The organism is Bacillus thuringiensis (assembly GCF_001182785.1).
GTDB classification, from domain to species: domain Bacteria; phylum Bacillota; class Bacilli; order Bacillales; family Bacillaceae_G; genus Bacillus_A; species Bacillus_A thuringiensis_S.
In genome coordinates, this window is sequence record NZ_CP012099.1 from 2,962,436 (window position 1) to 2,986,841 (window position 24,406).

The window sequence follows — 24,406 nt, forward strand, 5'->3', positions numbered from 1 at the left end:
GTATTCCTCCTAATTTCAGCTTCGTAAAGCGATGAATTTCTTTAAGAGATTTATATTTACTTCTTGTTCTATGTACAATTGTTCCGCTTCTTCAAGCATAATTTTCTCAAAAGAAACATAGTCCCCCGGCTTTAGCTGGGCAAGAAGAGGTAAATCTACTGAAATGATATTTCCCATTCTCGGATAGCCACCTGTCGTTTGCCTATCTGCCATTAATATAATCGGCTGTCCACCATTAGGAACTTGAATGGTTCCAAATGTAACAGGACTCGATAAAATCTCTTTTTCTTCAATCCTATTTAAAACTTCTCCCTCAACCCTATAGCCCATACGGTCAGCATAATTAGATACCTTATACTCTTTCGTAAAAAATGCCTTTCTACTTTCTTCTGTAAATTGATCATATTCAAAGTCAGTTATGACACGAAGCTTTGGATGTTTCTTATACTTTGGTAGTACGCTGTTGCTAATTGCCCATTTCGTTTTTATTCTCGCATCTTTTTGTAAGTCTTGAATGAAACGACTCGCCATTTCTGGTTGTGCACCAATTTGGAAGTAGTTACCCTTTTTCAACATTCTTCCTTCTATACCGCCAATCGCAGCACGTATGTACGTACTTTTACTTCCCATTGTACGCTCAATATGGATGCCACCCGCAAAAGTTACATACGCTCTGCAACCACTTTTCACTTTTCCAAAACAAAGCATACTACCTTCTTCTGCTAAAATGGGCCGCCATAACGGGATACGTTCTCCATTCAATAACGGTTCCATATCTGCTCCGCCAATCGCAAGTAAAGTCGTTTTCTTTATTAACAACTTAGGTCCCATAATCGTCATTTCGAGTCCCGCTTCATTCTCTTCATTACCAACTAACATATTGATCATCCGAAGTGCACTTTGATCCATCGCCCCGCCAACTGGCACACCGTATTGTTGATAATGAGATCGTCCTAAATCTTGGACTGTTGTAAACATTCCTGCATGCAAAACTTCTACATCCATTCTTTAGCCCCCTCAAATGATACGTACTCTTCCTTCGTTATTGGGATAAATCGTAAATACATACCACTTTGAATATATGTTGGTATTTCTTCTTCTGGATTAAATAATGAAATAGGAGTTCGGCCGATAATATTCCATCCTCCTGGTGTTTCAAGCGGATATATACCTGTTTGATTTCCGCCAATACCTACTGAACCAGGAGAGATTTGTAACCGTGGTGTTTCTTTTCTAGGTGTTTCTAATTCTTTTGAAAGTCCTCCTAAATACGGGAACCCTGGTGTAAAACCTAGCATATATACAAAATATGTAGTTTCACTATGTATTCGAATCACATCTTCTACTTGTAAACCTTTATAATGCGCAACCTCTTCTAAATCAGGTCCATATTCTCCCCCGTAGCACACTGGTATAGAAATATGTTTCACATCCTGTTTCACTTCTTCTTTATAAGAATCACACAGCTCCTTTATATACTGGCGAACGTAATCATATGGCCTTTCACTTCTCTCATTTCTCTTCCATACTTCGTATACATTGTAGTAAACAGCTAATGAAGTAAACGACGGAACGCACTCAATCATTCCTGCAAACGGATGTTGCTGCAGTGCTTGAAATAACCGCTGTACTTTCTCATATATATCCATCTTAATTTCTTCACCAAATGTAACAATAATTGCTTGATCCCCTAACGCAGAAAATTTCATCCTACTCCCTCTTTCTATGCCAAAAAGCCGAGTTCTTTCGAAATGCGATGCGCTGTTTCTTTCACCTTCGCGATAAAATATGAAATGTTACTTTCGCTGTACTCAATTGCTAATCCCGAAATACTCATACCTGCTACAACCGTTCCATCACTTGCGAAAATGGGCGCTGCTATTGCGGCTGTATGATTTTCTAACTCAGAATAACTAATTGTGTAGCCTTCCTTTTTTGCCATTTGCAACACTTCTAGCAATTGTTCCTTATCCACAATTGTTCCATCTGCAAACTGTTTTAAATCCACTTCCTCTATGTATCTCCGTTTCTCTTCCTCAGAAAAATACGATAGTAAAATTCTCGGACATGCACCAGCATAAAGCGGTGCTCTTCTTCCAACCGCCGTATACACGCGTACTGGCTGAACACCTTCCATCTTTTCAACATAAATTGCGTCATTACCATCTTGAATTATTAAATTAACTGCCTGTCCTAAACTATCTCTAAGTTCTTTCATATAAGGAATTGCTATATTCCTTACTGATAATCGTTGTGAAACAAGTTGACCGAACCGTAAAAATACGACCCCTAAACGATATTTCCCCTTTTCGTTTTTTTGTAAAAACTCCATCTCTTCTAACGAGCCAATTAAACGATAAACAGATGTTTTCGGCATATTTGTAAGCTGAACCATCTCAGTTAAACTTAGCTCTTCATGCTCATAAAACAACTCTAAAATATCCATTGTCTTAACTGCCGTTTTATTTATACTCATTCTATCTCCCTTTCGTTCCGAATTACGGAACTTAAATTCCGTTTTTCGAAACAAACATATAATTTAAAATTATAAAATATTCTTTCAATTCTATCAATATTTTTTTCACGTACATAATCCGATATATTTTGTCCGCTATTAAAAAACAAAAATAATATGTGATTTATATAAAATGAAAGGCTCTTGGATGATTGAAAAAACTTTAACACGTGAAGAATGAACTATTAGTGAATGTAATTTATATTGGAGTGATTCGCTTCCTGACAGTGAATATAAAATTAACCCTAGAAATCACGACGGTTCAATTTCTAAAGTTCACATTGCTACAAAACTATTAGAATAAAAACTGCAATAAAAAAGTAAATATAAAGAGCATGTATTGATCAATACATGCTCTTCTCATAGTTATTCAAATTATTCTTTTTTAACATGATTGAATGTTCCTTCGTACAACTACCGAGTCTATTAGTTGTATATTACTTATTTTTCAAAATCGTTCTTTTAGCTTTTTTAATAATTCTACTAGTTGATTTTATGTCAGCATCCTTTTCCCATTCTTTACACAGGTTCATTACCCAATCCGGTTTAGTTTTACTTGCATCATTTAACCAGTTTCCAACCGAATCTTGTACATATTTTGATGGATCTGATTTAAGTAAATTAAGAATAGGAAGTGCTTTTTCAGGTTCTTGTTTTAATATTTCAATATGTTTACTCCATACACCTCGAGGACGAATAGATTCTACAGAGAACCTGCGAATATTCTCATCTTCACTTTTTGCCCATTCTACTAACAATTCCACACTTTCTTCTATATTTTGTGAAAGTTCTTCTCTAATAGACATCCAAGCAATTTCTCGAACACCAAAATGATGATCCGCCGCAAAAGGTCGAATGTATGTTAATGTATCTTTTAATGTGTCATTTGATTTTTTATTCATAAACGCTGCCCAACATCGTACACTATCTGAAATATGATTAGATAATTTTAACAGTACGTCTTCCTTGTTTCCATCATTCTCTTTGAGTATAATTTCATCCAATAAAGTCCCTGTTATTCGTATGACTTTCATTCCTGTTTCAACGTTCTGTTTTTCTAATTCAGCTACTATACATTCCAAACTATTCTTGAGTCCTATTGAAGGTAAGACATTTTTAAGTAGTTCAATATGATTTATAGCTAGCCATTCTGTTAGATTAACACTTTCTACTTTCCCTTGCTGTAGTAATTGTAAGACCTCTTTAGGAATTTCGTTTACTTTCCTGGCTCCTTTCCTGTTTAAGATAATTTCTGATTCTTTCTTTATCATTTAAATTCCCTCCTTGCAATACTATCTTCAAATAAACAGAGGCCATTTTGAAAAGTAATAATCAAAATGACCTCTGTCTTTCTTAATTGAACATTCAGTTTTACAAAAAAATGTAATTTAAATCCACCGGAAGAATATTTCTCCCATACTTTTTCTTTATAACGCTCTTACTTGTTCCAACGGCCAGAAAACAGCTTGTCCTTTTCCGACAATTTCATCTTCTGAAATAAAGCCAAACATGCGACCATCCTTAGAAACTTCACGATTATCCCCTAAAACAAATACTTGGCCTTCTGGCACTTTCGTTTTCCCTGTGATTTGTTCTAACGTAAAGTCTGGAGTTAATACACGGCCTACTGCTTTTTCTTTAAACTTTTTTAAATATGGTTCTTCCATCGCTTTTCCGTTTACATATAAAACATCATTTTTATACTCAACTGTATCGCCTGGCAAACCAATTACTCGTTTTACTAAATCGTATCCTTCTTTTCCGTGGAAGACGATAATATCAAAGCGATCTAATCCACTTATACTATAACCAATCTTATTCACGAGAACTCGTTCGTTATTTTTTAAAGTGGGCATCATTGATTCACCTTGTACTAAAGAAGGTGTAAATAAAACACCGCGAATAATAGCAATTAATACAAGGGTAAACCCTATCGTTTTAGCCCAAGAGAATAATTCTTTCTTCGTATTTTCCTTCATCGTTTCTCCTCTTTCTTAAGCACTTATTTTATTATTTCAACTAATTCTTGTACTAAATTAGGATCTATTTCAGAAAAACATGATTTTCCTTCTCTTACCGCTGTACCGACATGAGCTTGCGAAATTCCAGTTTCATCTAGCAATCGCTTTATATTTTCTTTCGTCACCCCAGCTCCAGCTACAAGCTGAATTTGACCATCGCTTACCTTTTGCATTTCTGTAAGCACCGGAATATTCTCTACTATATTTCCTTGTCCACCTGAAGTTAAAACGTGAGTCACTTTATGAAACTTCTTTAAAGTGTTCATTGCTTCTACTGGATTTTCTATATCATCTATCGCACGGTGGTACGTTACATTTATTCCATCTACAACAGATAGTAAGTTCGCTAATTTCCCTTCATCCACTTCATTTCGTTCATTTAATACACCTAATACAACACCAGCTACTCCTAATTTCTGAGCAACTACAATATCTTCTTTCATCATTTCAATTTCTTCTTCCGTATATGTAAAAGACTTCGCATGCGGACGAATCATAACATGAATTGGTATACTTACCGCTTCTACCGCTTTTTTTATAAAAGCATAACTCGGTGTTAAACCACCTTCTGTATAAGATGAAATTAATTCAATCCGCTTCCCGCCAGCACTTTCAATTCGTTTTACATCTTCTAAACATGTTGCAATAACCTCTAGCATGAGATGACCTCTTTTCGTGCTTTTTTCTTATTATAACATTAGTAAAAATAAGAAGCCTAGCTTTCTCCTTTAAAACTTAAAAAAGAAGAATGAAAAGAAAGATTTTTTTATTGCCAACAATTATTTGTGACATCCTATTATTCATGTACACTCCTACCATAATGAAAAAACCCGTCATTTTAACGGACTTTTCTAATTTCAAGCTTTTCTTTCCTCAGTTTTCATATCTATGCCTAATTGATCTTCCAATAACTTTACACCTTTCTTTGTAAGATGGACAGCTCGGTTCTTATCCGTTTTCGTAATCCATCCCTGTTCAAAAAGTAGTTTTGCAATTGCAGACCCTAACCAACCCGAAATATGGTAGCGCCGTTCACTCCAATCAAGGCAAGGTTTTGCAAATACCCTCCTTTTTGTATCTGCCTCATCAACATTTATTCCAAAATTCAGAAACCATTTCTTACCTTGTTCCGTTACAATGTATTCTCCATCCTCTAAAATTATAAATTGCCTATCTAGTAATTTTTCAGTTATCTCTACACCGAGTTTGCCTGCAAGATGATCATAACAAGTTCGAGCATAACGAATTTGTTTTAGTTGGCTTGATTGTTTTAAAGAGCGAACTTGAACTGTTGGTGCAATTGTCCCTAACTTTTCAAGCACTTCTGCAACTTCTTGATTAGCAAGTCGATAGTAACGATGTCTACCATGTTGTTCAACTGTAAGTAAATTCCCTTCTACTAATTTAGAAAGATGCGAACTAATTGTTGGATGTGACACTTTTGCCATATAAGCCAATTCACTAGCAGGTAGTGCCTGATTATTCATTAGACAATCTAAGATGATTGCTCTTGTAGGTTCAGCAATTAGTTTAGCTATATATGAGATATTCGGATATACATTCATATTTCGATGATACCCTAACTATTAAATTGATACAATTATTTTAAGTTTAATAGTAAAGGAGAATGTATTATGAATGCAATTGATCTTAGTATATTAAATTTAAAAGAAACGAGAAGGCGCTCAGAAAAATTATGGAATTCTCTTCCCGATAATTTTCTTAATTGGAAGCCTGATCCTGAGGCTATGTCCTTTGGTGAAATGATTCGTCACGTATGGAGCTCAACTTTTTACTATCATATGATTATAAAAAACAACGGTTCAATAAACGACATACGTATCCCGTATAATGACGAGCCAATTACTTGTGTAAAAAAAGAAATTGAATTGGCACAATCATACTTTACTGACTTCATAGAATATGTTCAATCAATAAGCATAGCCGAGCTAGATTCAAGGCTTATTGATAGAAGCGATGTTGGCTATCAACGATATTTAGGTGATATGCTATTACGAATTGCCTATCATGATGCGGTCCATACAGGTCAATTTTTACAATATTTACGAATGGTAAACTTAGAAAGACCATTAATTTGGGATTAAATACGAAAAATGTTTATACAGCCTCCAAACTGGCATTACAATAAGAATTTTTCAACAAGACACAATCAAAAAAACATGATAATCATTTATATTAAAAACCTACATCCCAACCAAGTACTTCATACACATAAAAAGCACGGGTTTGATTACTAATCAAACCCGTGCTTTCAAAACAACTATATTGTACATAGACAATAAAATTCAAGCTAAAAAACCTACGACCGAAACGCCGCATCCGCCAACATAGATAGTGTTGCATCATCCATCGGCGGATTGTGTAGTCCTGCTCTAACGTTTAAATAATAACGGTGAAGCGGATTTTTTTCTGATAAACTTTTTGCTCCTACGATGCGCATCGATTTATCCACTATGGATATCGCCGCATTTGTTACAGCATATTTCACGGCTGCTAATTCTTCTTGCAGTGATAGTTTATCTTCTGCCTCATCGTACTTTTTCGCAATTTGATATAAAAAGACACGAGCTTGCATAAGCTCAAGTTCTAATTCTCCAACTAATCTTCTAACATTCGGCAATAAACTAATAGAATGATTTAAACTATTTGGTTTGTATGATCCCGCAAATTGAACTGCATAATTTCTTGCTGATTGTGCAATTCCTAAATAACATGCTGGTATATGTAGCAACCAGCCAATACCCTTTTGTTTTACTTTTCCGCCCTTCACATCCGTAAAAAAGCGGCTTTCTATCTCTACATTTTGTAAGACAAGGTCGTGGCTAGCAGTCCCTCTCATTGCAACACTATCCCACGTTTCTTCAATAGATACACCGAGTGTATTTCTTGGAATGACAAACTCACCAACTTCTTCTTGGCCTTCAATACTCGCTGAAATAATAAAATAATTAAGTACTGGCGCCATCGTTGTAAAAGTTTTCCTTCCATTTATAACCCACTTCTCGCCTTGTTGAACCGCTATTGTTTCTGGTTTGCCGCCACGCGTCGGACTCCCTGTTTTCGGTTCTGTTGCTGCCCTGTTAAAGAGCACACCATTACATACTTCTTCGCAAAACCATTTGAACATCTCATCATTCCAAGAGCGATTTTCCGCTAGCTCTTTCACAATGCCAAGATGCCAGCCAATCGATAATGCAGTAGCTCCGCAGCCTTCCGCGATTTTCTCTTGAAATAAAACGAAGTCATATAAAGAAATCGCACTACCACCAAATTCCTTCGGTAACGTTAATTTCGTATATCCGATATCTTTCAAATCATTTATATTTTCATACGGAAATGATCCTAATTCACTTAGCTGATGCTCCCTTTCCATGAACTTCGGAATCAATTTATTTATTTTCTCAATAATTAAAGACTGTTCTTCTGTTTCAACAAATGAGAGTGCCATACTATAATCTCCTTTATCCCGCATTAACGGGCAGTAAAACTCCCACCTAAAAATTCAGGTGAAGCAAAGGAAGTTAGGTGGGAGATCAACTGCCCGTAAACGCCCGATTGGTTCAACTAATAATCAGTGAGAAACCCACCCACTGATTAAAGTTTCACTTTATGCTCGATTCATAAACCGTTCATTTTGTCATTATGATTATATGAAGCTACCTCTCTATTGTTTCACTATTCCGATAAAAATACAATGTTTTTGACTAATAAGAAAAGTTCCTATTTAACGATAGGTTCTTTTCTTATTAGTCTCCCTTTAATGCCTTTAACGGCAACGAGGTTACATATCCAATATACGAGAATAATTCTTTAAAGAAGAATGGTATTTCTGTATCTAACGTTTTATATGCTGATGTCGGCGTTGGTGAAGCATACGCTTCAATATTAATATGTTTTGCGATTCTCATTGCGCGTTTCATATGAAGTGGATCACTTACAATCGTGTATGTTTGTATGCCGTTCTCTATTCCAACTTGCTTCGCATTTTTTAAATTTTCTTCAGTGAAAAGGGATTTAGTTTCAATTAAAATATCTTCCTCTTTTACACCTTGTTTCATTGCATATACTCTTGCAGTACGTGCTTCCTCAAGTTCTGCCTCGAACTTTGTACCACCTGTAAAAATAATCTTTTTAATATTTCCGTTCCTATATAAAGAAATCGCATGATTAATTCTTTCTTTAAATACAGGAGATGGTTTTCCGTTCCATGAAGCTGCTCCTAGTACGATACCAGCATCCGTTTTCACGTCATCATTTGCTTTAAAACGATAACTCCAAATATCGTAAGCTGCATAACTTACATATAAAATAGCAGAACAAATCATTAGTAAAAATACTTGAAAGATTCGTCTTTTCTTACTCTTCTTATTTTCTTTCATTTGTAATTGCCTCCGTACATCATCCATACTTCTATAAAAAACATTTATATCAAATCGTTTTGTTTGAGTTTATTTAAAAGAAGGAACTTTACTTGTTATTTATGTATAAAAGGGTTTTCATTTAAAATTGAGGATTATCAATTCATTTTCATTTGCGGTTTTCATTACATTTTTTAAATTCATAAGTTTATTACCATACAACTACATTGTAACGAATTTTTTCTCAGAAGGGAACGATGAAACAAAAGGAATTAAAATAAAGTAGCATTTTGTAAGAAAAAAGGTATATTTTTCATGCCTCACGAACAATATACCTTTCAAAACACGAATTATAACTTTTCTTTATACAACTCTAATTTTTCTAACAATTGTTCTTTTACGCCTGGCCATTCACTCGAGATAATACTGTACACCACCGCATCTCTCACATAACCATTCGGTAATTTTCTTTCATTTCTAAGCACACCCTCTTTTATTGCGCCTAACCTTTCAATTGCTCGTTGTGCTTTTTCATTTCTTGCATCCGTCTTAATTTGCACTCTCAGCATATGCAATTTTTCAAAAGCATACTGAAGAAGCATATACTTACACTCTGTATTTATACTCGTACGTTGCACACTCGGATGATACCATGTTTGCCCTAACTCAACTGTCTTATCTTCTACTGAAATATTATATAAACGTGTACTTCCTACAATCTTATTCGACTGTTGATCTACGACTATGAAAGGTATTTGAGTACCTCTTCCGTAACCCTTTATCGCTTTTTGAACGTATTGTTGCATATCTTGCACACTATCCATTTTAGAGATTAAATACGCCCAAATATCCCGATTTCCTTCTACAATCGAAAACAAAGTTTCGACATCAGTATTATCCATTAACCGCAACTTTGCTCTTTCGTGAATAATTTCCATTTTTAAGCCCCCTTTGTTGTTACTATATCATATAAAATAAAAACGTTTTATAATAATAAAAGAATATAATTGAAAGAATCATTTTTCGAATATACTCTGCATATCTAGGGTGGGATAGATCATCGATAAACATTAATATCGCAATTATAAAAAAGAAAATTCTGGTAAATCCCAATAAATTCTATATAATAATAAACGGGAGGGGATAAAAATGCTAGATCAAATTACTTGGGGAACGCCAGGCAGCTTATTATGCTTAGGATTCTTTTTTGCAGGACTAGGAATCTTCTTGAGAAGCATTACGTCATATACGAAAAATAAATAAAAATACCCCGCTTTTAATCAAAAGAAGCCTTCCTTTTACAGAAGGCTTCTTTTGTTATAGATTTATCTTTTTAAAACTTTAAAGCAACAAATAAGCAATCGGTGTAATAATCAGTAACGTTAATATCGTTCTTTGTACATAGAGAATAATAAGTTCCGATACTTTTAACGGAATATCTGTCGATAATATACAAGGAATGGAAGCGGAGAAAAACAGTATAGATGATACGGAAACAACTGCAATGACAAACTTTGTCACAAGTGGTGCACTTACTACTAATAATGACGGTAAAAACATTTCTGCAATACCAACTGATGCAGCTTTAGCAGCTAAGTCTGCTTCCGGTAATTGTAATAGCCATGTAAACGGATAGAAAATATAACTGATCCAATCAAATATTGGCGTGAACTTCGCTAAGACGATACCAATTAATCCTACTGACATAATAGTTGGTAAAATTCCCATCGTCATAATAAATCCGTCTTTTAAATTCACTGCAATATTGTTCATTATGCTCGGTGCAGACTTTGATACTTCTAACGCATCCTCCCAAGCACGTTCTAGCATTTTTTCTTTATAAACAGGCTCTGGAAATCCTTCTTCTGTTACATATGTATCTGGTTTTCTACTAAGGGGCGGGATTCTTACGGTGATAGCAGTCACGATGAATGTTACAACAAGCGTAGTCCAAAAATAAACATTCCATAAATGCATAATATCTAATGTTTTTGCGATGATGATCATAAATGTAGCGGATACTGTAGAAAATCCTGTAGCGATAATTGCTGCTTCTTTTGTCGTATACTTTCCTTCTTTATACACACGATTCGTAATAAGAAGGGCAAGCGAATAACTTCCAACGAAGGAAGCAACTGCATCAATCGCCGATCTCCCTGGCGTATTCCATAATGGCCTCATAATCGGACGACAAAATGTACCGATAAATTCAAGCAATCCATATCCAACTAATAACGCTAAAAATGCCGAACCAATTGGAACGAGCAAACTTACTGATATGACTAGCTTCTCATACAAAAACGGCCCAACATCTGGCGCAAAGAACCAAGCTGGTCCTACTTTTAAACAATATAATATGCCAAAAACAACGCCAACTACTTTTAAAATAGAAAAACAAATGTCTACGATAGATGCATTCCATTTCTTCGTATAAAATGGATAAATCGCACCAATCGCCATAACAAACAATGCATAATAAGGTACTACGCCTGGAACGGAAGCCCTGATCCACGATACGATATGATCAATCATAATAGACGATGCACCGTTTATCGTAACAGGAACGAAAAACATAAACACTCCAACAAGACTAGCAAGTATAAACCGAAGAATAATCCCCTTCTCTCGCCCTGTCTTAATTACATTACTCTTTAATTCAATTTCACTCAAAATTCGACACCTCCTATTATCTAAATATTCTGTATAATAATGTTGTATTCCTTCTTTCCATTTCTACTATTTAATCATATGAAAAAGCCTATTTTAAAATAGGCTTTTCTATTACCTCTCATAATCATCCACAAGCACTTGAATGATACGATAAGATTCTTCTGCTACTTTTTCATTACTACCCCTATTCGCATCATATGTAATTAACGCCTTCCAAAGTGCCCATCCTCTCGCTCTATTCCACGTTTCTTCATCCATGCGTAATACTTCTTTAAATACATTTCTACTATTTTCATCAAAAAACGTCCAAGCCATCGCTGCATCACAAGCAGGATCTCCTACGCCTAAAATACCAAAATCAATTACAGCACAAAGTTTTCCATCTTTAACGAGTAAATTACCCGGCGCTACATCTCCATGCACCCAAACTGGTTCACGATCCCATGTTGAACTAAGTGCTAAATTCCAAAGATGCTTTAATAATGCCTCGTCAAAAACATCCTTATTATTTTCAATAGCAGCTCTCGCCTCTTCATCATATACCGATATAAGTCCGCCCCTGTAAAAATTATGTGCTCCAGCTAAAGGGCCGTTACTCGCATCAATAGATTGTAATTCTACTAAAAACGATCCTAAGTCCGCCGCAAATTCACTTAAGTCACGAACATTTTCTTTCGTAACTGTATCCCCTTCTATCCACTTATTAATAGACCAAGGCCATGGATACGCTTCAGACGAATTCCCTTTCGCAATCGGTGTAGAAATCGGTAAAGAAAGCCCCTTACTTAATATAGGGAGCCAACTATTTTCTTTCTCTACTTGCGGTGCATATGCCACATCACTTGGCAATCTTACACTCATCTCATCCCCTAAGTGAAACGTCCTATTATCATGCCCACTAAACTTTACAGGTTTCACTTCTAAATGGGCCCATTCAGGAAACTGTTCCTGTATTAACTTTTCAACTAAACTTACGTTAATTGGATGCATTCACATTCTCCTTTTCTTTTGAAACTTACTAAGCCCATCCGTACTCCCAACATATTCAAACTCATTTTTCTTATAAAAATCATTCAACGTACGATTATGCCCCACGCAATCTAACTTCAAATACTCTTTGTCATGTTGTACATTCTCTTCTATCCACTGTAAAATCCATTCTCCAATTCCGTTCCCCTTATACTTCCGTTTCACCGCAAATCTATGAATATATAATGAATTAGAAACTTCCTCTTTACCAAAAATATGTTCATCCCATTCATTTTGTTTAGGAGAAACTGTAACCGTACCAACTATTTCAGCTTCTTTCAGAACAACATATGTATATTTCTCTCTTATACATTCTAGTATTTCAGCCGTAGCTTCCTCTCCTAAAAGATACTGCCACTGATCCACTTCTTTATATTGTAGCCATTGTGCTACTTCTTTTAATAAAATGATAATACTATCACTTTCATTTTCAGTAGCAATTCGAATTGCATATTCTTTACTTATATTTCTCTCCATATTGCCGTTCCCCTTTCAAATTGCTACCATACTGACAAACGCGTTCTACCATCGTTTTCGTCTGTAACGTATTCAACATAAAAACCTTGATTCCGTGCGTTTTCATACATCAATTCAATCGCTTTTTGATCTTTCGCATAAATTTGTATGTATTGAGCATCCACCGCTAATACAACTACCTCACACTTGCTTTCCTTAAACTCTTCGTATGTTTCAATATCTATCGCTATTTCTCCTTTAGGATATGCTTTTAAATCTGCAAAAATAAGATAATATACGTTGTCTTTAACTAATTTTTTCAACGCTAACCCTTCCACTACACTTGGTTCTTCTGGAAATAATGCCTCATCCAATTCACCACGTGCTATTAAATAGGACTCTTCATTCCTCACTCGCCAATCAAATACAGCAATATCAATAGGCTTTAACACTTTCCAAAGTACATTGCTGTATTCATTTGGAATATCTACAAAAACCCCTCTTTTCATATGTCTGCTCCTAACTTATTCATTTTCGTTTCATACATTATATATCGAATTTAATTACTATATTTTGTCGATACATATGTACATCATAAAAAACCGCTCCACTACTAGCGAAACGGTTTCCTTCTGCTTACATTTAAATATTTCATTCAATTGTTTCACTGCGTTTTAAAATATTTTTTAATATCTTCACCACATCAGTCGTTCATTCTTAATGCTCACTTCGACTTCACGAAGTAATATAAAAACCATACCGCATGATTTTGTTCATCCGCAGCTATTCTCCGTAACAACTCTTTCAAATGTGCATCCGATGTCTCATCTGAAATTTCCAAATAAAAATCTACTGTCTTTTGTTCATCTTGTATAGCGAACTCTAATCCTTGTAAGTAGGTATTCGGACAGTCTTCGGTGATCTGTGGTTTCGGCTGCCTGCCAGTTAAGTTCGTATAAATTTGTACAAAGTTGTGGAAATGCTTTATTTCATCATTACGAATTTCAAGAATTTGTTTTTGTTCTACTTGATTTGGAGCCATATTCGCTAATTTTGCATAGCAGCTTATAGCGCTATACTCTCCATTTATAGCTTTTTCAATATCACTAATCAACTTATCATTTTGTCTATACCAATCATAATAATTCGGATTATACATCGTATCCCTCCATACTTTTAACATTTTATGCATTTAGAAATAGTAGGAGCCTGTATATATAACGGGACGGCTTTAGATTGAAAGTAAAGTTTAAGAAAAGGGTCTATTTTGCAAAGGAATTGCTTATTCATAAAGTGAAACTATAATCAGTGGGGATTTTACTACACGGCAAATAGCGGATAAAATATCACTATTTTTTGTACGCTGTTGCTATAAATTCGCGAATGAATCAGGTTTCCAACCAGATGTGGTGTTGAGATGCGAAGCTATTATGAATCCAGTCATATAACTAGGAGGTACCACTATGCCATCTTTATTTAAACCTATGGCCTTCCAGCTGAAAACCGAAAGACTTGAGCTTAGTATGTGGGAGGAATCCGATTCCGTTTGGCTGAGCAAATTAATTGGCGAACGTGGTGTGGACATTCCAGCCGTTGATTCCGTTCGTAGCTGGCTTATTGAGATGCGCAAAAAGGCAGACGAAAATGGCATTTCCCTTCTCACTATTCGGAGGAGAGACGAAGGCGATTTCATCGGATACTGCGGCTTAATTATCGGTCGTTCCACACTTGAAGAGCCGGAGATTGCATACGAGTTGTTTCGCAGCGCCCATGGTAAAGGTTATGCAACTGAGGCGGCATCCGTTGTACTGGACGCTGCGATTGCTACTGGGCGTCATAGACTTTGGTCGACTGTAGGCGCTTGGAATATCGCTTCCCTCCGGGTACTAGAAAAGATAGGATTTAAGCGTCATCACAGTACGTGGGATGATGAACGTGGTGAGATTGTTTGGAACGTACGCGATTTTTAAAGATTCCGACTTAATTCTAAACACTACACTTTTCAACAATCAGGCATTTACATTGAGAAAAAATCACAAACAAGCCGTTTCACTAATTAGTGAAACGGCTTGTTTTTAAGCGTTCAATTCTGTTTTATGCCCTTTTACTACAACTACACTACGTTTGAATGCAGTTGCTAATATAGTAACCATACTTACTATACCAATCCAAACGAGTACAGTAACAGGTGTATTCCAGCTTAACCCTTTTCCGAAGAAGAAGATTTCTCTTAGGCCTTCAATCATAAATTTCATTGGTAACCATGAGTAAACCCAGTCTTGATAAAACGGAGACAACATCTCAGGTGCTAACGATAATAACGGCGCCCCGAAGAATAGTAATAAAGCGAATAAACCGATTCCTTTTAGCCCAACTAATGAAAGTACCGCAGATATCATTAAGAAGAAACTAAAAGAAGTAATGGATAAGAATAGAGCTGTATCCGTGAAGTTCGAAATATTTAATCCTACCATCCCATCTGCAATCCATGTAAGACCAAATCCAATTACAAGTGTCGCAATAGCTCCTGTTACGATTTGTTTTACTTTTAACAGAAAGTTTTCTTTTCTTGAGCTTACTGGCATTTTACTAATCGCAATAAAAATAATCGCTGCACTAGCTAAACTTGCAATCCATAACGGCTGGAACAATGATATTGGTGAGTTACCGTTCGCACTATTTTTGCCAACCTCATTCACATTTTTCACGTTCTTTACAATAGGTGTTACTAATTTCGCAGCTTGATCTGTTGTTACAGTAGCTCCTTTTGCTTTCAACCCTTCTAATATTTGCGTACGGACATTATTGTTCATATTATCAACTACACCATTTAATATTTGCCCTGCCATAGTTGATGCAACCGTATTCATTCCTTGATTAATATATATTTCTATCTCTGGTGAAGATGGCTGTGGTGTTCGTAATGACGCTTGCTTTGCGCTAAATTCTTTCGGAATGACTAACGCTGCATAATACTCTTTATTATTTAACCCTTTTTGAACTGCTTCCTTATTTTTCACTTCTACCCACTTTACCGCAGGTTCTTCATCTGATTTCGATGATTTTTTCACCATATCAACAATTGTTTGCCCCATATTCATTTTCGATTGATTCGGAATTTCTATACCTTGATCCTCATTTACAATTGCAATTGGCAAGTTTTTCGGCTGCGGTTGAACAGTTGGAAATAACGTTAATGAAAAAACAAAAACAACAAGTAGTGCAATAACTGGTGATAACAATAAAAGTTTATTTTTAAACATCTTCTTTTCTCCTCCTTTAATTTGATTTATAATAATCAACAACGTGTTGTTTATTTATATTTTGAATTATATGTTCGAGTTGAACCTTATACAATAATCAAAAATCGTGAATGTGTCGGTTATAAGACACATTTTCTAAATGTGTTGAGTAAAATTAAGGAGGGACATGCTTTGCGCGATAGTAATTTAGATTTGCGTGTTGTTCGTACGAAAACTGCCATACGAAATGCATTGGTGGAGCTAATTGAAGAAAAGGGTTTTGACGCCATTACAGTGAAAGATATCACAACGAAAGCAAATATTAATCGCGGTACTTTTTATGCGCACTATCAAGATAAATTTGATTTAATGACAAAATGCCAAGAAGACATTATGTACGAGTTTTCTAACATTGCTAAACAGAAATTCCCGGAAGTTATTGCTGACCTTGGATCAAATCCTTCTCCAACAATGCCATTTATACTTATCACTTCTATTCTTGAATTTCTAAATGAAAATAGTGATTTTATGAAAGCTGTACTAAGTCCGAAAGGAGATTTATCTTTCCAAACAAAACTGAAAGACTTTATGTGGAAAACATTATTTGAAGATACGAATGGTCCTCTCATTAATAAGGAGAATTTACTTGTTCCAAGCGAATACTTAACTTCTTATATGGCATCTGCACATATAGGTGTCATCCAGCAATGGTTAAATAATGGACAAAAAGAAACACCTGAGGAGATTGCTCGCTTTTTATCAACTATTGCAGTTCATGGACCTTTTTATGCAGCTGGCTTAAAAAAATAAGCCAGCTTGCTTAGTAATTTCTATTATTTTATTAATAACTTGAAATTTATATTTCTGTAAAAAAAGCTGTTGAAAGGACTCCTCTTCAACAGCTTTTACATTATTAACGATATAAACGAACTGCACCTGCAGAATTATCATCTGCTTGTCCAACTACTTCAAATTTCAATCCAAATTTCGGTAATTTACGTCCTGCATCTGGGATTAAATCATTTATATACAATTTAGAATCATCAAACTTCGTTACACCTGGTAATCCTTTGTAATCATATGTTCCACGTGTTGGAGATACGACTTTCCATGCTGGCGTTTGGTTAAGGGAGAACGCAGCATCTGCGATTTGGAATCGTGTACTATTTTTAACAGTTGGTTTTCCGTTTAGCGTTCCAACAATTGCCTCTGGGTGAGAGTCAACAACTCCTAAGAAACCTTCACCTGGATGTAAACCAACCCAATTATCTGTAAAGCTAGAGTCTGCATACCATACTAGAAGACCTGTATTATACGGTACACCATTGCTATATTTTAACGCTTGATCAGCACCAGCATAGTTTCTCCACTCTAAATAGTAGTTATGCTTCTTCTTATCAAAGCCGTCTGCTACAACGAAACCATTTAATTTTAATTTCGTTTCGCCTTCTGCATCATCAGAGAACACAACATTTCCATCTACAGTTAATGTAGCATTATCAAAAGTAAAACCGGTCGGCGCTAAACCACCATCTGTAATGTATTCGAATACTAATTTTACTTTTTGACCTTTAAATTTGCTTAAGTCATATGACTTATCTACCCATTTACCATCTGTTGTGTCTAGACCATTTTTCACATTCTTTTCACCAATTCGATCCACTAACGTTTTCGTACCATCTTCTTTCACTGCATGTACTTCAAGGAAGTCATAATCCGTTTCAATTTCATACATTGATTTGTAATCAAACTTCGCATTTGTTGCATTTGTTAAATCAAACACTGGCGTTTCTAATGTTGTATGAAGGTTATCACCTTTTGTACTATAGTAGTACTTCTTACCGAATGCAGGCTGAATACCTTTCACCTCTTTATCTGGTAAGTTAACGCGAATCAGTCCAGGACGATTTGATTTCGTTACACTTTGATCTAAATACGTCGCATAGCCAATACCACGATTTAATTTATTATAGTCAACCTCTACAATATTGGCCCAGTTTCCACCTATGTTCTTTTGAAAGAACTCTTTGTTTTGCGGAGAAAAACTCGGTGGCGTTGTTCCTGCAATTTTACCAGCCCAGCTACCACCACTCATAACAGACCAGGAGTTAATTGGCTCACCTGCTCCTGTGTACTTCGTATCATACTCATCTGGAAGACCTAAATCATGACCAAATTCATGTGCGAATACACCAACCGCTCCGTCTTCTGGCTCAATTGTGTAGTCGTATGCTGCCATCTTACCGCCCCAGTTATCAACTTTTGCTTTTGTTCCTTCAATTGGATATGGTGTTCCAAGGTGCCAACGATGTGACCAAATTGCATCATCACCTAGTCTACCACCACCTCCATCTTGCCCAACTCCAGCGTGAATGACCATTAAGTGATCGATTAGACCATCTGGTTCATTTTTATTGCCATTACCATTATTGTCATATTGATCGTATTCGTCAAATTCAGATAAATCAATACCGCTTTCTACAGCCGCATTTAATGCCTCTTTTACAAAATCACGAGGTCCTTTCGGTCCCATATTATCATGACCGCCATCTCCTGCATCTGCGCCATAATCTGCCGCATTACCAGGAACTGTCAACCACTTTGTTACTGTGCCATCTACTGTATAACTACCACCAGATTGCTCTTCATAATATTGTTTAAATGTTGGTACTTTTGAACCATCAAAAAGTGTAAATGGCTCATTACCAAATAACATTTTTTGATAATGTTCTGGATTAAAATCATTTGAATACATATAACCTGGTACTTGATCAATATTGTTATGCTTAAAGTCAGCAAACTCTACTAGCAATACGAGAACTTTATCTTTACGAACATCACCGTTATATTGTTTTTGCTTCGCTGAAGTAGTTGGTACTTTGCCGTTTAATCCCCCTTTAACCGGCTCTTGTCCCGCTACTGGACCACTAGCAGGTTGATCTGCTTTTTCTTTCTCATCTGCTTTTGCATCTTTAACTTTTTTCAAAAAGTCAGCAGCTTCTCTCGTAACACTATCCCCTGCTGCTGGTTCTTTTCCCGCATTTTCTCCTTTTTTCTTCTCTACGTATTTTTCAACAGCTTTTAATGTGTCTTCTTTCGACGTAGATTCACTAATTACACCGCGTTTCTTGAGCGCATCTGCTAAACGCTCCTCTTGAATTAAATTTTCATCAATCGGACTTAAAGTTCCTCCATTAGACGGCGTTGCCGCATAAACAGATTGACCCCCATACCCAAATGTGCAACTAAGCACAGCTGCCGCCGCAAGCGTAGACAGCACTTTAAAAGGCTTTTTCTTCATCCCTATTCCTCCCCAATATAAAATACGATACAACGTTTATATAATAATGAAAATTCAGACAATTCACAAGATGTTGTCTGAATTTGTAATATTTTTGAAAATATTCTTTAGTTCAAATTGATATACATTCTGATTCAACAATGTTCCGTGTTAGTAATATCTGGATGAAAAATAAAGAGATCATCCACTATAATTAGTGATTGATCCCTTTATTATCTAAGGTGCAACTATAACACTTCAATATACCCTTCTGTTCCATGCACCCGAATTCGTTGCCCATCTTTTATTAATTTCGTAGCATTCTCTACTCCAACGACTGCTGGTAATCCATACTCACGTGCAATCACTGCTCCGTGCGTCATAAGCCCGCCGACTTCAGTGACTAACCCTTTTATAGAAACAAACAAAGGTGTCCAGCCAGGATCGGTAAATGCCGTAACTAATATATCTCCATCTTCCAAATTCGCGTCTTCCATATTTAAAATAACGCGTGCTCTCCCCTCAACCACTCCAGAAGAAACAGGCAAACCTACTATTGCTTCAGCTGGGAGATTTTCTCGGTTGTACTTACCTGTAATGATTTCTCCATCAGACGTGATAACACGCGGGGGTGTTAGTTTTTCATATAATTTGTACTCATTTTTTTGTTTATGAATAACCTCGTCATCTAGTTTATTCGTGCGGACGACTTCGTGAAGTTCTTCAAAAGTTAGATAGTATATATCTTCTATTTCATTAATAACGTTATTTTGCACAAGTTTCTCTGCTTCTTTCAGTAATGCCTGCTTATATATGAAATAACGATGAATCATGCCGTATTTCGGATATTCACGATAACCGATGAAATTGCGGATGTTACGAATCATTCTCTTCGTCTCTTCTACTTTTTGTTCCCCATCCGGCAAGTGCTGCAATCGCTCTAACAACTCTTCTTCTTTTTTCAAAGCTTCCTGCAGCCCTTCTGCAAACTTCCGTTTACTAGCACCATATTCAAAGTCTCTTATATGATTTAAAATCATCGGTATAATTGTAGCTGGCTGTTCACTCCAGCGCGTTTTCGTAATGTCGATTTCTCCGCTACATCTCATTCCATATTTATTTAGAAAAGCATCGATTGCATCTCGAGCTTTCTCCCCGCCTTTAAACTGAACTAATTCATCTAAAAAGCTATCATCTTCTACATGCTGTAAATACGCAATGACTTCTGGATACGGCCGAATCACATCTGCCACATCCAATAACGCTAGCCCCATTTCTGACGTAATATTATTTTGTACGGATTGAGAAAGCGTGTCTGCTGCGTTTTTTTCACCTAACCATTGTTCCATCTTTTCATTGATCCATGTCGAAGCATTCATACCTGCCATAATAATAGCTATACTTTGCGGACTAAATAATACTTTCTTTAATTGCTGAATGTCTTCTAAAATAAAATCAAGTACATCCACCCCTGATTTCGTTTGCATGTTTCGTTTTAACTCTTCTATTGATGATTGGCTATTCTTTATTAAATCCGTAACGATTTCTGGATCGTTTTCATGTTGTGGCTGCGAATTTGCAGGTGGCACACTTTTACTAAGATTCTTTTCTTTTTCATCATCCGATAACAATTTAATAAAATTCTCTCGCTCAATTACAGTCGTTAATGCATCTCGTATGAGCGGATCTGATTTGCCTAAAGTGTTGATTAAGTAATCTCTGCTAGCAGGTGAAGCTAATCTTTGCGTAGCATCAACAAATAGTCTTCCTCCAGCTTTACACATAGGTGCACTAGTCGTTAACAGGAAAAAAGATAAACCTAATGGTTTCATCGCATCCGTCATCATTTGCTGGTGACCAACCGATACATACACGTGATTTTCCCCATCATTTACTTCTGGAATTGGATATAAAGTCGTAATCGGCCTACTTTGGACTATATAAAATGTATCATCAACTAAGCACCATTCAATATCTTGTGGACAACCAAAATAAGCTTCGATTTGTCTTCCGATGCGTGCTAGTTGTAAAATTTGTTGTTCAGTAAGTGTTTGAACTTTTTGCTGATTAGGAGCAATTTTCTTTCTCACTGTTCCGCCTTCTTTTCGTCCATAGATGGCTAATTTTTTCGTTGCGATGACCTTTTCGACGATTTCGTCTTCTTTTACCCTATAATTATCGGCAGAAACCAATCCAGATACTAGCGCCTCGCCAAGTCCAAAGCTGGCATCGATTGATAACACCTTCCTATTCGAAGTAATCGGATCCGCAGTAAATAAAATCCCTGAAGCCTCAGGGAAAACCATTTTTTGAACGACAACACATATAGAAACTTGATTATGATCAAAACCGTTTTGCATTCGGTATATAACCGCTCGATCTGTAAATAAAGAAGCCCAGCATTTTTTAATATGCTGCAAAATGTTTTCTTTTCCAATAATATTTAAATACGTATCTTGTTGACCAGCAAACGAGGCATACGGTAAATCTTCAGCAGTAGCACTCGAACGCACTGCATACGCATGTTCATCGCCAAAGTGCGAAAGATAATGAGCTACTAATTCCACTACATCAACTGGAATTTCCACCGCCATAATGACTTCTCTAATCTTCTTACTAATTTCACCAATTTGATCTCGTTCCTCAATTTTTAGCATTGCTAATTGATTCAACAAAGTTTGAAACGCTTCATTTTTTCCGATGGCCTGTTCATACCCTACCGTTGTAACACAAAATCCTTCTGGCACTTGTATCCCTTGAATATTGGATAACTCCCCTAAATTCAATCCTTTTCCACCAACGAGAAAAAGCTGCGTTTTTTCTATTTCCTGAAAATCGAGAACGAAAGAACTCATTTGGCACCTCTCCTTACTATTCATGTGTTCTTGATTGTAACAGCAGTAAATGAGAAGAAACAGTCTATTTCGAACGTAAATTACATGATATAATTAAGTTAGGAAGATGTCATCACTTCTATTTCCCCCTCTAATTCACTTCAATTACATCACCAAACTTAAACAGTCTTTGATTATGAAAAGCATCTGTACAAGTAATCGTCTCATTTAATGGATTAATATCCACGACTGTTATGTAATTTTTATATAAATAGCCGTCTTTATAATATGTAAGTAAAACCTCTTCTTCACCTAAAAATGAAGTTAATAGCTTATTTTCAATCATTTCTTTTGCATCTTGCGTTACAATTGGACGCGAGGCTTTCGTTTGCTCCTTTATCATTTCTTTAATAACTGCAAATTGCTCTGGCATACTAGCAAACGGTTGCCACTTCACCATTCCTCTTCCTTTTGGCATGTTAGCATTCTTCACGATTTATGCCCTCCTAATAATGTGTTTCTATATCTTGCTGTTGCGACGCTTGTGTAGGAAATCCCTCGTAAAATACTGTTCTTACCAAACCGTGTTCGAATTTCGTCCATAACTTTCGTTAATCTCATTTCTTTTTCTCTTTGTACAATATTATCGAAAAGCGAAATTTGCTCTTCCCCTTCATTTATTAAATTGGTTAGCGAGATACTTATTGATCGAATTGGTTCTCCTGTATGTCTCTCGTATAAAAAATATGTACAAACATTATATATATCCATTGTTAAATTTGTTGCTCTATTTAACGTATGTGCCTTTTTTATTCCCCCGCCGTATTCCTTGCTATATCCAACCGAAAAATGAATTGTTTGCGCGCATTTCTTTTCTCTCCTCAACCTATAACAAATTTCTTCTATGTGCTCTAGTAAAATAACGATGAACTCTTCTATCGAATAATCACGTAATAATATTTGGCTTTTCGCTATAGATGTTGTTGCAGGAACGTATTTTTCTGCTATTCTGCTAAAATCAATCCCGTTACTGTGTAAATGTAATTCTTCTCCTATTACACCGAACGACTGCTTTAAATATTTCAAAGGGTACTGCGCTAACTCCCCTATTGTATGTATACCTTTTCGGTTCAATTTCATTTCCGTTTTATACGATATACCCCAAAATTTACTAAGCGGTCTAATGCCCCATAACTTCTCGGGTATATCGTCATACGTCCACTGCGCTATTCCATCTTTATTCTTTTTTGCTTCCACATCCATCGCAACTTTACTCAATAATAAATTAGGCCCTATACCAATCGTACTTTCAATCCGTGTGCGTTCATATATTTCTCGCTTGAACTTTAATGCGAACTCGCGCGGATTACTGGCAAACAAATGAATGCTTGCAGTCATATCCATAAAAAATTCATCGATACTATATTGATGAAAATCTTCCGGCGCGACATACTGCAAAGCTAAACCCGTTATGAAAGTTGAACACTTCATATACGTATGCATAATTGGATTCACAATAATAATATCTGGTCGCTTCGGTATTTCGTACAAACGAGCCATCTTCTTTATTCCTAACGCTTTTAATGGCGGTGTTGCCGCTAATACAATTGATCCGCTCTGATTCACATCCCCTACGACAGCCAATTTTGTATATCTTGGATCAAGTCCTTTTTTAATACATGATACACTCGCATAAAAGCTACGAAGATCTACACAAAGAATAATACGATTCGGTAAAAGAAAATAATCATACAAGGTAATCACTCCTAAATAAAGAACGTTTGTTCTCATTATATACGAACTCTTGTTCTTTTTGAAGGTATTTCTATGAAAATTTTGGTTAAAATAACCTTTACTAAATTCTAAGAAAACCTTAAAGAATTTCCCTCTGTATTCATAGGAATTGTTTTCTATACCGAAAAATATAAATAGATACAGGGAGAAACAACTAAATTCTTCGTGAATAGGTACGGTATTTTA

General features: G+C 35.9%; 23 protein-coding genes. 3 read left to right on the plus strand and 20 right to left on the minus strand.

The window, feature by feature from the left end; all coding sequences use genetic code 11:
- Positions 1 to 15: 15 nt before the first annotated feature.
- The 7 genes from AC241_RS15360 to AC241_RS15390 all read right to left on the minus strand — a co-directional run bounded on the left by AC241_RS15360 (position 16) and on the right by AC241_RS15390 (position 6,101).
- Positions 16 to 1,005, minus strand: coding sequence for a 5-oxoprolinase subunit C family protein (locus AC241_RS15360; RefSeq protein WP_029442703.1), 990 nt, complete (start codon positions 1,003 to 1,005; stop codon positions 16 to 18).
- The gene (gene pxpB, locus AC241_RS15365; RefSeq protein WP_029442704.1) at positions 996 to 1,709 is read right to left on the minus strand and encodes a 5-oxoprolinase subunit PxpB; all 714 of its coding nucleotides are present in this window, start codon (positions 1,707 to 1,709) and stop codon (positions 996 to 998) included. The genes AC241_RS15360 and pxpB overlap by 10 nt, the downstream gene beginning before the upstream one ends.
- A gap of 14 nt (positions 1,710 to 1,723) precedes the next feature.
- Entirely contained in the window at positions 1,724 to 2,476 is a 753-nt protein-coding gene (locus AC241_RS15370; RefSeq protein WP_000026366.1) for an IclR family transcriptional regulator, read from the minus strand.
- A 476-nt stretch (positions 2,477 to 2,952) separates the two neighbouring features.
- Complete coding sequence (locus tag AC241_RS15375) at positions 2,953 to 3,786, minus strand: DNA alkylation repair protein (protein WP_029442705.1); 834 nt, start codon at positions 3,784 to 3,786, stop codon at positions 2,953 to 2,955.
- A 156-nt stretch (positions 3,787 to 3,942) separates the two neighbouring features.
- Positions 3,943 to 4,494, minus strand: coding sequence for a signal peptidase I (gene lepB, locus AC241_RS15380; RefSeq protein ID WP_000662498.1), 552 nt, complete (start codon positions 4,492 to 4,494; stop codon positions 3,943 to 3,945).
- A gap of 23 nt (positions 4,495 to 4,517) precedes the next feature.
- Complete coding sequence (locus AC241_RS15385; RefSeq protein WP_000895115.1) at positions 4,518 to 5,195, minus strand: copper homeostasis protein CutC; 678 nt, start codon at positions 5,193 to 5,195, stop codon at positions 4,518 to 4,520.
- A gap of 198 nt (positions 5,196 to 5,393) precedes the next feature.
- Entirely contained in the window at positions 5,394 to 6,101 is a 708-nt protein-coding gene (locus AC241_RS15390; RefSeq protein WP_001103807.1) for an ArsR/SmtB family transcription factor, read from the minus strand.
- A 69-nt stretch (positions 6,102 to 6,170) separates the two neighbouring features.
- Here AC241_RS15390 and AC241_RS15395 point away from each other — a divergent pair, with 69 nt between their 5' ends.
- Entirely contained in the window at positions 6,171 to 6,641 is a 471-nt protein-coding gene (locus tag AC241_RS15395; RefSeq protein WP_016081075.1) for a DinB family protein, read from the plus strand.
- A gap of 215 nt (positions 6,642 to 6,856) precedes the next feature.
- Here AC241_RS15395 and AC241_RS15400 read toward each other — a convergent pair whose 3' ends face one another.
- The 8 genes from AC241_RS15400 to AC241_RS15435 form a co-directional block, all read right to left on the minus strand.
- Positions 6,857 to 8,005: an acyl-CoA dehydrogenase family protein gene (locus AC241_RS15400; RefSeq protein WP_050844148.1), complete on the minus strand. Its 1,149-nt coding sequence runs from the start codon at positions 8,003 to 8,005 to the stop codon at positions 6,857 to 6,859.
- Positions 8,006 to 8,303: 298 nt separating this feature from the next.
- On the minus strand, positions 8,304 to 8,936 hold the full coding sequence (locus AC241_RS15405) for a YdcF family protein (RefSeq protein ID WP_000662218.1): 633 nt from the start codon (positions 8,934 to 8,936) through the stop codon (positions 8,304 to 8,306).
- A gap of 329 nt (positions 8,937 to 9,265) precedes the next feature.
- Positions 9,266 to 9,853 carry a GNAT family N-acetyltransferase gene (locus AC241_RS15410; RefSeq protein WP_050844150.1) on the minus strand — a complete coding sequence of 196 codons (588 nt, stop codon included), beginning with the start codon at positions 9,851 to 9,853 and terminating at the stop codon, positions 9,266 to 9,268.
- Between the two features lie 403 nt (positions 9,854 to 10,256).
- A complete protein-coding gene (locus tag AC241_RS15415) occupies positions 10,257 to 11,585 on the minus strand; it encodes a YjiH family protein (protein ID WP_016081073.1) in 1,329 nt (442 codons plus the stop codon).
- A 111-nt stretch (positions 11,586 to 11,696) separates the two neighbouring features.
- Positions 11,697 to 12,575, minus strand: a complete 879-nt coding sequence (locus AC241_RS15420; RefSeq protein WP_029442710.1) for an aminoglycoside phosphotransferase family protein — start codon at positions 12,573 to 12,575, stop codon at positions 11,697 to 11,699.
- The gene (locus AC241_RS15425; protein WP_043937021.1) at positions 12,576 to 13,091 is read right to left on the minus strand and encodes a GNAT family N-acetyltransferase; all 516 of its coding nucleotides are present in this window, start codon (positions 13,089 to 13,091) and stop codon (positions 12,576 to 12,578) included. It lies immediately after the preceding gene.
- A gap of 23 nt (positions 13,092 to 13,114) precedes the next feature.
- The gene (locus tag AC241_RS15430) at positions 13,115 to 13,579 is read right to left on the minus strand and encodes a DUF2691 family protein (RefSeq protein ID WP_029442712.1); all 465 of its coding nucleotides are present in this window, start codon (positions 13,577 to 13,579) and stop codon (positions 13,115 to 13,117) included.
- Between the two features lie 215 nt (positions 13,580 to 13,794).
- Positions 13,795 to 14,229, minus strand: a complete 435-nt coding sequence (locus AC241_RS15435; RefSeq protein ID WP_016081069.1) for a ferritin-like domain-containing protein — start codon at positions 14,227 to 14,229, stop codon at positions 13,795 to 13,797.
- Between the two features lie 304 nt (positions 14,230 to 14,533).
- On the opposite strand from AC241_RS15435, the gene AC241_RS15440 reads away from it, so the two are divergent.
- Positions 14,534 to 15,040, plus strand: coding sequence for a GNAT family N-acetyltransferase (locus tag AC241_RS15440; RefSeq protein ID WP_050844152.1), 507 nt, complete (start codon positions 14,534 to 14,536; stop codon positions 15,038 to 15,040).
- Positions 15,041 to 15,145: 105 nt separating this feature from the next.
- On the opposite strand, the gene AC241_RS15445 is transcribed toward AC241_RS15440, so the two are convergent.
- Positions 15,146 to 16,333, minus strand: coding sequence for a YhgE/Pip domain-containing protein (locus tag AC241_RS15445; RefSeq protein WP_050844154.1), 1,188 nt, complete (start codon positions 16,331 to 16,333; stop codon positions 15,146 to 15,148).
- Between the two features lie 171 nt (positions 16,334 to 16,504).
- Here AC241_RS15445 and AC241_RS15450 point away from each other — a divergent pair, with 171 nt between their 5' ends.
- On the plus strand, positions 16,505 to 17,122 hold the full coding sequence (locus AC241_RS15450) for a TetR/AcrR family transcriptional regulator (RefSeq protein WP_050844157.1): 618 nt from the start codon (positions 16,505 to 16,507) through the stop codon (positions 17,120 to 17,122).
- 103 nt (positions 17,123 to 17,225) lie between these two features.
- On the opposite strand, the gene AC241_RS15455 is transcribed toward AC241_RS15450, so the two are convergent.
- The 4 genes from AC241_RS15455 to AC241_RS15470 form a co-directional block, all read right to left on the minus strand.
- Positions 17,226 to 19,613, minus strand: a complete 2,388-nt coding sequence (locus AC241_RS15455; protein ID WP_050844158.1) for an immune inhibitor A domain-containing protein — start codon at positions 19,611 to 19,613, stop codon at positions 17,226 to 17,228.
- 227 nt (positions 19,614 to 19,840) lie between these two features.
- Positions 19,841 to 22,447, minus strand: coding sequence for a phosphoenolpyruvate synthase (gene ppsA / locus AC241_RS15460; protein WP_050844160.1), 2,607 nt, complete (start codon positions 22,445 to 22,447; stop codon positions 19,841 to 19,843).
- Positions 22,448 to 22,577: 130 nt separating this feature from the next.
- Positions 22,578 to 22,919 carry a YolD-like family protein gene (locus AC241_RS15465; RefSeq protein WP_016081061.1) on the minus strand — a complete coding sequence of 114 codons (342 nt, stop codon included), beginning with the start codon at positions 22,917 to 22,919 and terminating at the stop codon, positions 22,578 to 22,580.
- On the minus strand, positions 22,916 to 24,181 hold the full coding sequence (locus AC241_RS15470; RefSeq protein WP_029442718.1) for a Y-family DNA polymerase: 1,266 nt from the start codon (positions 24,179 to 24,181) through the stop codon (positions 22,916 to 22,918). The genes AC241_RS15465 and AC241_RS15470 overlap by 4 nt, the downstream gene beginning before the upstream one ends.
- Positions 24,182 to 24,406 lie beyond the last annotated feature (225 nt).